Genomic DNA, 13957 nt, shown 5'->3' on the forward strand with positions numbered 1-13957 from the left:
TCTGAACCAGTCAAATCTAATCAATCCAAAACCATGAGCAAATTTTCATTATTGACCCTGGCCACAACATTGACCTTGAGTGTTTCTGCCTCACAAAAACCAAATATCATTTTGATTATGGCCGATGATATGGGTTTTTCAGATATTGGGTGTTATGGAGGCGAAGTACAAACTCCAAATTTGGACAAACTGGCCGGTCATGGAGTGCGTTTTAAGCAGTTTTACAATGCTGCACGATGTTGTCCCACCCGCGCGTCACTGATGACTGGACTTTATCCGCACCAAACCGGTATCGGACATATGACTAATACACCAAATAATCCAACGCAACACAATTACGGATTGCCCGGATATCAGGGATATTTGAACAAGGAATGTGTGACGATTGCCGAAATGCTCAAACTGAGTGGCTACCAAACATTCATGACTGGGAAATGGCACTTGGGATATCACGGAAAGGAAAAATGGCCTTTGCAGCGTGGCTTCGATCAATTTTACGGCATACTTTCCGGGGCATCCAATTATTTCAAGCCCGAGGCGCCAAGAGGATTAAGCTTGGGAAATGAGTCTGTGAAGCCGGAGGGTGAGTATTACACGACCGATGCCTTTACCGACTACGCCATTCGTTTTATTGGTGAATCGACACCTGATAAACCGTACTTTCTCTATCTTTCTTATACCGCTCCACACTGGCCGTTGCATGCATTGCAGGAAGATATTGACAAATACCGAGGCAAATACCTGAATGGCTGGACTGAAATCCGGAAAGCTCGTTTGGCGAAAATGAAAGCAATTGGGTTGTTGGAAAAAGATGTTGACTTGTCTGACCAGGCTGGCCCTGATTGGGACTCGCTGTCAGAAGAACAAAAAAAGGAAATGGATTTACGAATGGCCATTTATGCGGCCCAGATTGACAGGATGGATCAGAATATTGGACGGCTGGTCGAGTTTCTGGAAACACGAGGCGATTTGGAGAATACCATCATTTTCTTTTTGTCCGATAATGGAGCATGTGCGGAGGGAGGCATGCTTGGGGGAGGAAAAGCGGAAGACCTCGAAAGTCAACGTGGTTTTCTGTTGTCTTATGGTGAAGCTTGGGCCAACGTGTCGAATACTCCCTTCAAGCGATATAAGCACTGGGTGCATGAGGGGGGAATCAGTACGCCATTAATTGTTCACTGGCCCAATGGAATTTCCAAAGACAGGCAAGGTCAGTGGATCGAGGAATATGGCTTTTTACCTGACATTTTTGCCTCAATCAAAGCGGTGGCACATGCCGATTATCCCAGAAGCTATCAGGGTATCCAGCTTCCGGATTTGATTGGCAAAAGTATTTTTTCCGCCATCAGCAACAACAAACCGATCCATGATGGACCCATATTCTGGGAACATGAAGGAAACAAAGCTGTTCGTTTGGGCAGTTTCAAGTTGGTTTCGGCGTGGGACAACACCAATCACGAAAATTGGGAATTGTACGATTTGGAAACTGATCCGGCTGAATTAGATGATCTCGCCAGTCAGCAGCCCGGCAAAGTCAGTCAGATGAAAAAAATGTGGGGGGAGTGGGCTAAAAACCATCGAGTCGAGGACTGGGAGAACGTGCGGCAGTTGGAGAGGGATCAAAACAGGCGGTAGCTGTTTCGATACCATGAATTTTTAATTTTAAATTGACTATCTGCGAGATTACCTCATGGGATTGAAAAGTGATTTAATTGTTTTGAAACGATCAATGACAATAGCATGACGACAATTGATCCTTACAACAGAACCAATAGACATGTAAACAGACAATTATTATTTTAAATTATTGACTTATGAAACTACTTCTTTTTCTACTGTTAGTTTTTTCTTCAGGCCCTGACGATAGTGTCACCAGCTCCCTGTCGAGCCCCGAAGAGATAAATGCAGCGTTGGCTGCCCACGATCGTGCCATTCATGTAAAAGATGGCTGGATCCGTGATCCATACCTTGTTCCTGGACCAGACGGATTTTTCTACCTGACCGGAACCACACAAGCTTCATCGCTTAAAGAAACAGAGCAGACCAAATACAACATTGGATTGGGCGATTCGAGTCTTGTGGGTTATGAACTCCAAGCGTGGAAAACGAAAGACTTCGTTCGTTGGGAGTCGTTTGGTGTGCCGTTCACCCTTGAAGATGGCATTTGGTTTGGCGAAATGCCTGACAAATTCAAAACCGTTCCCAAGTCGAACTGGCGGTTGTGGGCACCTGAGTTTCATTTTGTTGATGGCAAGTTGGTTTTGGTCCACACCAGCCCTTCGCCTGTTGCAGGAGCAAACATGTCTGTTTCATCAGGCGTTGTGCCCCAACGGCCATGGTCGAATCCGATGGGTGCCACGATTGGCAAACGCCATGACCCATCTTTGTTTAACGATGATGACGGAACTTGGTGGATGATTTGGGGAGCAACGACAATTGCTCCTCTTAGACCGGATCTTTCTGGGTTTTCAGGCGAAGCGGTGGAAATTGGCCCTTCCGGCGAAACCAGTAAGATGGGACATGAAGGTTGCCTGATTCGGAAAATTCATGGAAAGTACGTGCTCTTTGGCACGGGATGGTCAACCGGAATCATGCGTAAGGGGAGTTATAATCTTTACTATGCCACCGCAGATAAAATTACGGGTCCATACAGCGAACGAAAGTTTGTAGGACGCTTCCTCGGCCATGGAACACCATTTCAGGACGAGGAAGGAAAATGGTGGTGCACAGCCTTTTTTAATGCCAATGTTCCACCACTTTCCGCTCAAAGTATTCAAACCAGAGATCTTTCAAAAACAGCCCAAACAATCAATGAGCAAGGTGTTACACTGGTTCCGTTAGAGGTGAAGTTGGTCGGCGGTGAACTCATGATTCGGGCGAAAGACCCGGATTATGCCAATCCCGGGCCGGATGAAGTGCAAAAGTTTTAAGGATAAGAAATGTTAAATTGAAAGATATAAAACGAGCCCTGACAGACTCTTTAATCCGGTCAGTGGTGCGGTGTACGATAGTGTTGACAGTCGCGTCGGCGAGGTGCAGATCGCATGGATTTTTACCTATAATTTAGCTGCGTTTTTAGGTCCTGTTCTTGAATTATACAATATGACTGGTGAGAAAGGGTATCTGAATGATGCGATTAAAGCAGTTGACTATACATTAAACAACCTGGTGAACAGCAGCGACCGCTTGTTCAAAAGCAAATGCGAAGGTGGCTGGTCCAGAGGGTTTTTCGTTTGCTATTCTACACATTTTGGAGACACGGATGTTGGTCATCCGTAAAACCAAATCGGTTAAAAATACCCTTGAGATAAAATATTCGTTCACCAACGCCAAGCTGGAACAATACACCAGCAGATCGTTGGCATACATGCAGGCACAACGTTTTTTTTGTCGCACACTGCATCAAAGAATCCAGGTGAATACTGGGAATCGACCAGTTTCAGACCCGAAAGTGGCTGGCGTGGCAACACCAGGTTGCGTTGCCGCTGCTTTCAGCCAAAGACATCAAGAAATGCTTCGTCTTCAAACCCTATAATGAAATGACCGAAGAACCGTTTTTTGACCAAATTCACCAACGTCACAAAATTTTGAATTTTATGGTTTCTTCGTTTATACTCAAGGAAAAACTACGAAACTTTGAAGCAAAGGCGGTGGGACATAAACAACTCATATAAAAGGTTTTAAATGTATCAAAGTGGAGCTAGTATTTAAATACTTTGACCGGCAGTTAATTTGGGTTGCCGGAGTTTGGTGATTAATCTGAGTTTTTTCAAAAAATCCATTGTTCCCTGAGTTCTCTGGGTGCACCGTTTGAACCTCTTTTGTTTTAGCCAGATTCAATGGCAACATCCTCACTCCAAATGCCATCAAATCGCCTCAAATATCTAAACTTTATAATCATATATCTAAAATTGAAATCAGAGACTTTGTCGATCGCTTAACTTTACCATCGTTAATTTGCTGAAATAACCTAAAAACTAACTTCAATAGAATATGAAACAAATTGTTCTTTCCGCTTTCTTCCTGGTGTTGTTGGGCCTGACTGCTTTTTCACAAGATGTGGAAAGCCCTGCTCCGCAAGGATTCGATCTTCTTCGCGAAGACATTGAGCATGGAAAAATTGATACCATCGTTTATGCGTCAGAAACGGTTGGCACGAACCGAAAAGCACTTGTCTACACCCCTCCCGGTTTTTCGAAAAACAAACATTACCCGGTACTTTATTTGTTGCATGGCATTGGTGGTGATGAAAAAGAGTGGTTCAACCATGGGGTGCCTCATATCATATTCGACAACCTTTATGCCGAGGGTAAGCTGAAACCCATGATTGTGGTGTTGCCCAATGGCCGCGCCATGAAGGATGACCGCGCTACCGGAAATATTATGGCGCCCGATAAAGTACAGGCATTTGCCACCTTTGAACAGGATTTACTGAATGACCTGATTCCGTTCGTTGAGAAGACGTATCCGGTAAAGAAAGACCGGGAGCATCGGGCCATTGCCGGTTTATCGATGGGCGGCGGGCAGTCGCTGAACTTCGGGTTGGGCAACCTCGATAAGTTTGCCTGGGTTGGCGGCTTTTCATCGGCACCCAATACAAAAGCACCCGAAGAGCTGGTGCCTGATCCGGCAAAGACAAAAGAGCAATTGAAACTGCTTTGGATGTCGTGTGGAGATCAAGATAATCTGATCAGATTTAGCAAACGTACCAGCGATTATCTCGTGGCCAACCAGGTTCCTCATATTTATCAGGTTATACCCGACGGTCACCACGATTTCAAAGTTTGGAAGGATAATCTGTACCATTTCGCGCAGCTGCTTTTTACACCGGCTGGCATGCCTGAATAAAAAAGTAGATCTTAACTGATTCAAAAGAGATTAAACAGTTGATTATAGAATAATAAATTTTATTAAAAATGATAAGAGTAAAGTTAGGTGGACGAACGTCCATAAGAAGAATGCAAATTGGGTTACTTTCTGTTTTTATGATTTTGTTCACCGTTACAGGATTTAGTCAAAACAGGAAGCAAAAAGGAAATCAAACCAAAAATACCCCTGTATTTACACAGGTTGAATATAGTGGCAACGATCAGGTTTATAATGACAATCCGCTGGAGGCGGATGAATTTTATAACCCGATTTTACAGGGTTGTTATCCTGATCCAGCAATCACCCGTAAAGGCGACGATTATTTTTTGGTTAGCTCGTCGTTTGCCATGTTTCCAGGGGTGCCTATTTTTCATTCCAATGATTTGGTGAACTGGACCCAAGTGGGGCACGTGCTCGACCGTACATCGCAGCTGAAAGTACACGATACGGGAATAAGCGCGGGAGTTTATGCCCCCGCAATCAAGTATAATCCAAATAACGATACCTTTTACATGATTACCACCCAATTTGCCGGTGATTTCGGAAACATTGTGGTGAAGACCAACGATCCTTTCAAAGGGTGGAGCGACCCAATCAAGCTGAAATTCAATGGGATTGATCCGTCGATGTTTTTTGATGAAGATGGAAAAGCTTACGTAGTACACAACGATGCTCCCGACCAGGGAAAAGAACTGTATAACGGACACAGGGTGATTAAAATTTGGGATTATGATGTGGAAAACGACCAGGTGATTGCCGGAAGTGATAAAATTATTGTTGACGGCGGAGTTGATCTGTCAAAAAAGCCCATCTGGATTGAAGCTCCTCATATCTACAAGAAAAATGGCAAATACTATTTGATGTGTGCTGAAGGAGGAACTGGCGGCTGGCACAGCGAAGTGATCTTTATTAGTGACAATCCCCGTGGCCCGTATAAACCGGCACCCAGCAACCCAATTTTGACACAACGTCATTTTCCCAAAGATCGACCAAATAAAGTCGATTGGGCTGGTCATGCCGATATCGTTGAAGGCCCCGATGGCAAATACTATGGTGTATTTTTGGCCATTCGCCCCAACGAAAAGGACCGGGTGAACACCGGCCGCGAGACCTTTATTTTACCTGTTGATTGGTCGGGTGAATTTCCGGTATTCGAAAACGGTTTGGTTCCCATGGAGCCCAAGTTGAAAATGCCTGAAGGCGTGGAAAATAAAACCGGACAAAACGGGTACTTTCCTAATGGCAACTTTACCTTCACCGAGGATTTTACATCTGAAAAACTTGATTACCGCTGGATTGGTTTGAGAGGGCCTCGCGAAGAGTTCATTTCAACAACAAAAAAAGGTCTGCAGATTCAGCCTTTCGAAGTGAACATTAAGGAAGTAAAGCCTACTTCAACTTTGTTCCATCGTCAACAGCACAAAAACTTCTCGTTTGAAACGACACTCGATTACACTCCAGCTTCTGAAAAGGATTTGGCGGGTCTTGTGGCCCTTCAAAACGAGCATTCAAACTACGTATTTGGAATTACCCAAAAGGGAGAAGAATACTATCTTTTACTCGAACGGAATGAAAAGCCGCGAAGAAGTCGTCAGGTGGAGTCAAAAATAGTGGCAAGTACCGTCATTGATGTCGAAAATCCAGTTCATTTGAAAGTGCAGGCCAATGGAGACAACTACGAATTCAGCTATTCAACCAACGGAACCGACTTTGTAAATTTGGGCGGCACTGTCTCGGGCGACATTCTTTCGACCAACGTGGCTGGCGGCTTCACCGGATGTTTGCTGGGCTTGTATGCTACATCAGCCAATGATGCCCAACCCGAGTAATTAGTAATGCAAACGCTAAATGCACAGTTGATACTAAAAAACCTAAAGATGAGAAAATACCTGGTACCGATAATTTTTATCATATCCCTGCTCATTGGTAAGGATGTTTTCGCGCAGCAAGAGGTTGCTGCTAATCCCATTATCCATGCCGATGTTCCGGATATGGCGATGGTACGTGTTGGCGACACCTATTACATGGCCAGCACCACCATGCATATGAGCCCGGGTTTGCCCATCATGAAGTCGAAAGACCTGGTAAACTGGGAGCTGGTGAGTTACGCTTACAACACTCTGGCTGATAATGAAAAGTTACGGCTTGAAAATGGGAATAATGCCTATGGCGCAGGTTCCTGGGCTCCCAGTATTCGTTACCACAAGGGGGTTTTTTATGCGACTACCTTTTCGGCAACATCAGGCAAAACCCATGTTTTTACTACCCGTGATCCTGAGAATGAGCCATGGAAGGAAACAAGCTTTTCGCCTTCATTGCACGACCATTCACTTTTTTTCGATGACAACGGGCGCGTATATATGTTGTACGGGGGTGGCGACATTCGGATTGCCGAACTGAAAGCTGATGTTTCGGGTCTCAAACCGGGAGGGCTCAATGAAGTTATCGTACCCGATGCCGGGAAAGTTGCCGCTGATAATTTGATGCTTCATGCCGAAGGTTCGCAACTTTACAAGCACGATGGAAAATACTACTTGTTCAACATTACCTGGCCGCGCAACGGGATGCGCACGGTTGTGGTGCACCGGGCCGACAAAATTACGGGTCCCTATGAAGGGCGCGTGGCACTTCGTGACCGGGGCATTGCACAAGGCTGCGTGATAGACACACCCGAAGGCGACTGGTATGCCTACCTGTTTCGTGATTACGGATCGGTTGGGCGAATCCCTTACCTGGTGCCCATGAGCTGGGAAGATGGCTGGCCGGTGTTGGGAATTGATGGAAAAGTGCCCGATACGCTCGATATTGCGGTTGAAAATACGGGAGCAAAAGCCCTTGTCGCTTCCGATGATTTTAAGCGGAAGAAAGGCGATAACACATTGCCTCTGGCATGGCAGTGGAACCACAATCCCGACAACAACTTCTGGTCGCTTTCTGAACGAAAAGGTCATCTTCGATTGACTACCGGACGTGTTGACGATGATGTGCTTCAGTCGCGAAACATGCTAACTCAACGTACTTTTGGCCCCGAAAGCTCTGCGACTGTTTCGATTGATGTATCGAACATGAAAGATGGTGATTGCGCGGGTTTTATCGCATTGCAACGTCGCTATGGCCTTGTGGGCGTGAAGATGGAAGAGGGAAAAAAATACCTGGTGATGGTCAGTGCCGAGACGAATGAGCCGGTTGAACTGGATCGTGTTCCGTTAAGCAAGGACAACGTGCATTTAAAAATTGACTGCGATTTCAAGGAACGCACCGATAAAGCCTATTTCTATTACAGTCATGATGGCAAAGAATGGACTGCTATTGGAGATCCCTTGCAAATGAGTTACACGCTGCCCCATTTCATGGGCTACCGCTTTGGTTTGTTCAACTATGCTACCAAAACCACGGGAGGTTACGTTGATTTTGACTACTTCAGAATTCGTGATTCAATTTTATAATGAAATCAAAGAACCCGAAACCTATGAAATCGATCTTGAGCGTTATTGTTTTGTTCTTTCTTTCGCTTGGCTTAAATGCCGATAATGGGCACCAGCTCTGGCTTCGTTCAAAAAGTAATATTCCTGTTCAGGTTGTAAACAAAAGAAGTTCGGCGATCTTAACGATTGCCAGGCAGGAATTGCAGCATGCCTGGCAGGGGGAAGCCAACCAAACGGTTGTGCTGGGCCTGACGCGTGATAAGCAGATCAAAGGTGATGGGTTTCGGCTTTCAGCAGAAGGTGTTCACGCCAATACCGAACGGGGAATTTTATACGGGGTTTATGAACTGTTGCGACGCCAGCAAACCGGACAAGCCATTCGTGACGAGCTGGTCAATCCTTCATGGGAAAATCGGCTGCTCAATCACTGGGATAACCTGGACGGAACAGTCGAACGCGGCTATGCCGGACATTCCATTTTTTGGCGCGCAGGGAACGATTCGCTGACAGTAACACCTGAAGATCTGAAATTGTGGGAAGCATATGCGCGGGCCAATGCGTCCATCGGAATCAATGGCTCCGTTTTAAACAATGTAAATGCCTCACCCAAAGTTTTGTCTGCGGCCTATCTGAATCGGGTCAAGGCCATAGCCGATGTGCTCCGGCCCTATGGTATCAAAACCTATCTGTCCATTAACTTCGCTTCGCCCATGGTGATTGGAAGATTGTCAACTGCTGATCCGTTGAATGCCGAAGTTGTTGACTGGTGGAAAAACAAAACCAAGGAGATTTATACGTTAATCCCCGATTTTGGTGGTTTTCTGGTGAAGGCCAATAGCGAAGGACAGCCGGGGCCGCAGGATTTCGGACGTAATCATGTTGACGGTGCCAATCTGTTGGCGGATGCTTTAAACCCTTATGGCGGATTGGTGATGTGGCGTGCTTTTGTGTACAACCCCTCAGATGAAGACCGCGCCAAACAGGCCTACAACGAGTTTATGCCTTTTGACGGGCAGTTTCGCGACAACGTGATTATCCAGGTCAAAAATGGACCGATTGATTTTCAGCCACGCGAACCTTTCAGCCCGCTATTTGGTGCTATGAAACAAACCCCGGTGATGGCTGAGCTTCAAGTTACGCAAGAATATCTTGGCCATTCGATTCACCTTGTTTTTCTGGCGCCCATGTGGGAGGAGTTCCTGCACAGTGACACCTGGCAAGAAGGTGAAGGAAGCACGGTTGCCCGTGCGACCGATGGAAGTCTTTTTAAACAAAAACATACGGCCATTGCCGGAGTGGCCAACATTGGGCTGGATGACAACTGGTGCGGACACGATTTTGCCCAAGCCAACTGGTATGCATACGGGCGGCAGGCATGGGACAGCTCACTTTCGAGCGAACAAATTGCTGATGAATGGCTCAAGCTGACTTTTAGCCGGTCGTTGTTCGTGGAAGGCGATCAGGAAGTGGTTTTGCCAATGGAGTGGGATTTGAATTTTCTGAAGCCGGTGAAACAGATGATGCTCAATAGTCACCAAGCTGCTGTTGATTACATGATGCCACTTGGCCTACATCATATTTTTGCCGCTCACCACCATTACGGGCCAGGTCCCTGGTGGGCGCCCAAAGGCATGCGCAAAGACTGGACGCCGCCCTATTATCATCAAGCCGATTCTGAAGGGATTGGCTTCGACCGGACGGCGAGTGGCAGTGGTGCGGTAAGCCAATACCACGAACCACTTCAATCGCAACTCAGCAGCCCAGAGACTTGTCCTGAAGCTTTACTGTTGTGGTTTCATCACGTTTCGTGGGACTATAAAATGAAAAACGGGCGGACGTTGTGGAATGAGCTTTGCTATCGCTACGATCAAGGGGTGCAGCAAGTGCGGCAGTTCCAAAAAGTTTGGGATCAGGCGGAGCGCTACGTTGATCGGGACCGCTTTGGCAGGGTTCAGCAAAGACTGCGTGATCAAAGCCTGAATGCGGTGGAGTGGAAGGATGCCTGCCTGCTCTATTTTCAGCAGTATAGCCAACGGCCAATTCCTTATGATCTGGAGCGTCCGGTGAATAATCTGGATGATTTAATTGAGAAAGACCAACGCACGATTCGGGCTTATGAATAGGCAGCCAGGTTTTCAGCTAAAAAGCCTGCGGATGTGAAGGGTATAGACTGACAGCCTTTGAGCCGGATAATCACTGCTTGTGAGAAAATAAACGATCAAACCATATAAAATGAAACATGTCTATCTGTCACTGTTGACAGCGATTGTCCTAACGATGATCTCGGGTGCCGCGTTGTTTGCCCAAAACCCATTGATCCGCGATCAGTTTACTGCTGATCCCTCTGCGCGGGTTTTCAATGGGAAGGTGTATGTATTTCCTTCGCACGATATTCCTACACCGCCTGAAAAGTCCGGGCGTAAAGATTGGTTTTGCATGGAAGACTACCATGTGTTTTCGTCGGAAAACCTGACTGACTGGACTGACCACGGCATGATTGTCAGCCAGTATGATGCCCCTTGGATCGACTCGACATCGTACAGTATGTGGGCGCCCGACTGTGTGGAGCGCAACGGCAAGTACTATTTTTATTTTCCGGCCAACACCAATGAAATTGACGAAAACGGGCGAAAAGGTTTTGGAATTGGCGTGGCGGTGGCCGATCAGCCCGAGGGACCGTATGTTACGCAAAAAGAGAATATTAAGGGTGTAAAAGGAATCGATCCCAACGTGCTGATCGACAAAGACGGGCAAGCGTACATTTATTGGTCGCACGGCCATATTTTTGTGGCAAAGTTGAAAGAAAACATGTTGGAGCTAGCCTCTGATCCGATGATCATTCCCAACCTTCCCGAAAAAGGTTTGAAAGAAGGTCCTTGGGTTTTCGAGCGCAATGGTCTGTATTACCTGACTTTTCCGCATGTTGAAAATAATACGGAACGGCTGGAATATGGCATTGGTGACAACCCGATGGGGCCGTTTAAAATGACCGGTGTGATCATGGACGAGTCGCCAACCGGTTGTTGGACCAACCACCATTCCATTGTTGAATACAACAAGCAATGGTACCTGTTTTATCATCACAACGACTTTTCGCCCACGTTCGATAAAAATCGCTCCATCCGCGTTGATAGTTTATTTTTCAATGCCGATGGTACCATTCAAAAAGTGCAGCCAACCTTGCGTGGTGTTGGGTTGACAAAAGCAACAAACAACATTGAAATCGACCGTTACAGTGCCATTCGTAATTATGGAGTTAAAATCGATTTCGTGGACGCTGCAAATACTTTCGAAGGTTGGAAAACCATTTTCGAAAAAAAGGATGCCTGGATTCAGTACAATAGCGTCGATTTTGGTGATAAAACGCTGAAATCGGTTCAGGTCAAGGCTTTGTCGAAAGCCGGAGGCACCCTGCAAATTCGCTTAAACCATACGGATGGCCCAGTGGTGACCGAGGTGAACATTCCTGAAAGTGACGGATGGAAAGTCCTTCAGACCCCATTGTCTAAATTTCAGTCCGGGGTTCATAACCTGGTTGTCGTCAGCAAAGCGGATCACCCGGTTGAGATCGACTGGATCCGGTTTGGAAATTGAAATTGGAGACTGGCGATATTTGTAACAATGCTTATCGATTGATTAAGAATACCAAACATCTAAATTATGAATCTGAATAGCTATATTTTTTCAAAACAGAGGATGAACGTTGTTCTCCTGCTTTTCGTTTTTTTTGCTTTATCAAGCTCGAATATTTTTGCTCAAAATCCAGATATGTCCGGCACTGAAAATCAAAAAGGCGCTTATTATACCGGCACCTATCCCAATCTTTTTCTTGAAGCTGGTTACAGCCAGCAAGAAATTGACGCGAAATTATCCAAAGCTTACTACGATCTTTTTGAAGGGCCTAACCGGGTTTATTTCGAGGTGGGCGATTCGATGGCTTACGTGTCCGATTTAAAGAACCATGATGCCCGGTCCGAAGGACTTTCCTATGGTATGATGGTGGCAGTGCAGTTAGACAAGAAAGAAGTTTTCGACCGGATTTGGCGATGGACGAAAGCATACACTCAGCATCAGGGCGGCCCGCGTGATGGCTATTTTGCCTGGAGCATCAATCCGGAAACCATGGTTAAGAACTCGGAAGGTTCTGCCTCAGATGGCGAGCTGTTTTTTGTGACCACGCTTTTGTTTGCCTCGAACCGATGGGGAAATGACACCGGCATTGATTATTATGCCGAAGCCCGGAGAATACTGGATGCCATGTGGGCAAAAGATGGTACTGGCGGAATTCACCATGTGATCAACCTGGAACATAAACAAATCAGTTTTGTCCCTGAGGGTGGCGGATACGAATGGACCGATCCGTCGTATCATGTTCCGGCTTTTTTGGAGGTTTGGGCTGATTTTGCGAATGATGGTCACGAACAGTTTTACCGCGATTGTGCTGATACCGCTCGTGTGCTTTTGCACAGCGCCTGTCACCCTGAAACCGGATTGAATTTTGATTATACGAATTTTGACGGAACAGCACACCCGACCCGTTGGATGCCGGCGGGTTTCCGGTACGATTCATGGCGCGTTCCGATGAATATTGCCATGGATTATGTGTGGTTTGGCAAGGATAAAGCGTGGCAGGAAGACTATGCGGCCCGAATTCACGGATTTTTAAGGAAAGAAGGCATCAACCAGTTTGTTGATCAGTATAATCCGGATGGAACGACTCCTGAGTTTATTTTGCAGGCGGGCGGTTTCCAAAAATTACGGCACTCGTTGGGCTTTATTTCAACCGCTGCAACGGTTTCACTCATCGATGAGGTGGATCCTGACTACGATTTTGTGCATAAACTTTGGAATGAAAAGCTGGAGCCATACGAAGATGGATACTTTGATCCCTATTTTGATGGCTTGATGTACCTGTTTAGTTTAATGCACCTGAGTGGTAACTATCAGGCCATTTTACCGGAATAGTCAAACTACTTTTTTGTGAATTCAACTTGGCTTAGTTGCTTTTTCGAGCGATCAGACCTCGTTTGTCCAAATTTGAAAGTCATTTATCTAATATCGAAAAGCAGTCTGGTGAGGAGGAGTTATCATTGTCAGGTAGAACGTATAAAGAACCTGATTTTAACCTGACTTATGAAAAAACAACTACCCGGACTGTTATTCCTACTGATGTTCCTTTCATGGATTTCTGATGTTTACGCGTGGGAAGGCATGCCCACGCCCAAGTTACATGTTGAAGGTCGTTTCCTGAAAGACCCCCACGGGAATGTCGTTAATTTGCATGGTTTTGCCCAGACTTACAGCCCTTGGTTTAATGAGCGGGGAACCCAATGGACCAACTATGATGTGAATGGCTGTCTGGCTTATAATCAAGGTTTGATTGATGATATCCTGGACGCAGGCTGGAAGATGAACTTTGTACGATTACACATGGACCCGTATTGGAGCAATACGCCCGGCTGTACTCCCGATGCCCATGAATTACCGAATTGTTTTAACGAAGACCGGTTCAGAAAGTACCTCGACGAAGTTTTCATCCCGATGGCCGAGTATGCCATATCCAAAGGACTGTATGTTATCATGCGTCCTCCCGGGGTTAGTCCCGAAGTAATCGGAGTGGAAGATGATTACAACTATGCGCAATACCTGATGACGGTTTGGGA

General features: G+C 46.1%; 9 protein-coding genes and 1 pseudogene. All 10 read left to right on the plus strand.

Translation table 11 applies throughout. The annotated features are described in order from the left end of the window. Positions 1–33 precede the first annotated feature (33 nt). A complete protein-coding gene (locus tag AAC033_RS12025) occupies positions 34–1635 on the plus strand; it encodes an arylsulfatase (protein ID WP_339738404.1) in 1602 nt (533 codons plus the stop codon). Positions 1636–1814: 179 nt separating this feature from the next. Then, a complete protein-coding gene (locus AAC033_RS12030; protein WP_339738406.1) occupies positions 1815–2930 on the plus strand; it encodes a family 43 glycosylhydrolase in 1116 nt (371 codons plus the stop codon). Positions 2931–2946: 16 nt separating this feature from the next. Continuing rightward, a complete protein-coding gene (locus AAC033_RS12035; protein ID WP_339738420.1) occupies positions 2947–3279 on the plus strand; it encodes a glycoside hydrolase family 76 protein in 333 nt (110 codons plus the stop codon). A gap of 714 nt (positions 3280–3993) precedes the next feature. After that, positions 3994–4848 (plus strand): alpha/beta hydrolase-fold protein, encoded by an 855-nt coding sequence (locus AAC033_RS12040; RefSeq protein WP_339738408.1) that lies wholly within the window; start codon positions 3994–3996, stop codon positions 4846–4848. 68 nt (positions 4849–4916) lie between these two features. Beyond that, on the plus strand, positions 4917–6698 hold the full coding sequence (locus AAC033_RS12045; RefSeq protein ID WP_339738410.1) for a glycoside hydrolase family 43 protein: 1782 nt from the start codon (positions 4917–4919) through the stop codon (positions 6696–6698). Positions 6699–6746: 48 nt separating this feature from the next. After that, positions 6747–8315 carry a glycoside hydrolase 43 family protein gene (locus AAC033_RS12050; protein WP_339738412.1) on the plus strand — a complete coding sequence of 523 codons (1569 nt, stop codon included), beginning with the start codon at positions 6747–6749 and terminating at the stop codon, positions 8313–8315. A 23-nt stretch (positions 8316–8338) separates the two neighbouring features. Then, entirely contained in the window at positions 8339–10417 is a 2079-nt protein-coding gene (locus AAC033_RS12055) for an alpha-glucuronidase (RefSeq protein WP_339738414.1), read from the plus strand. 109 nt (positions 10418–10526) lie between these two features. Next, on the plus strand, positions 10527–11888 hold the full coding sequence (locus AAC033_RS12060) for a family 43 glycosylhydrolase (protein ID WP_339738416.1): 1362 nt from the start codon (positions 10527–10529) through the stop codon (positions 11886–11888). A 174-nt stretch (positions 11889–12062) separates the two neighbouring features. Beyond that, positions 12063–13259: a glycosyl hydrolase family 8 gene (locus AAC033_RS12065; RefSeq protein ID WP_339738418.1), complete on the plus strand. Its 1197-nt coding sequence runs from the start codon at positions 12063–12065 to the stop codon at positions 13257–13259. A 168-nt stretch (positions 13260–13427) separates the two neighbouring features. After that, positions 13428–13957 (plus strand): annotated as a pseudogene (locus tag AAC033_RS12070) (xylan 1,4-beta-xylosidase); the annotation flags it as partial.

Origin of the sequence: uncultured Sunxiuqinia sp. (assembly GCF_963974515.1) — a bacterium.
GTDB lineage: Bacteria > Bacteroidota > Bacteroidia > Bacteroidales > Prolixibacteraceae > Sunxiuqinia.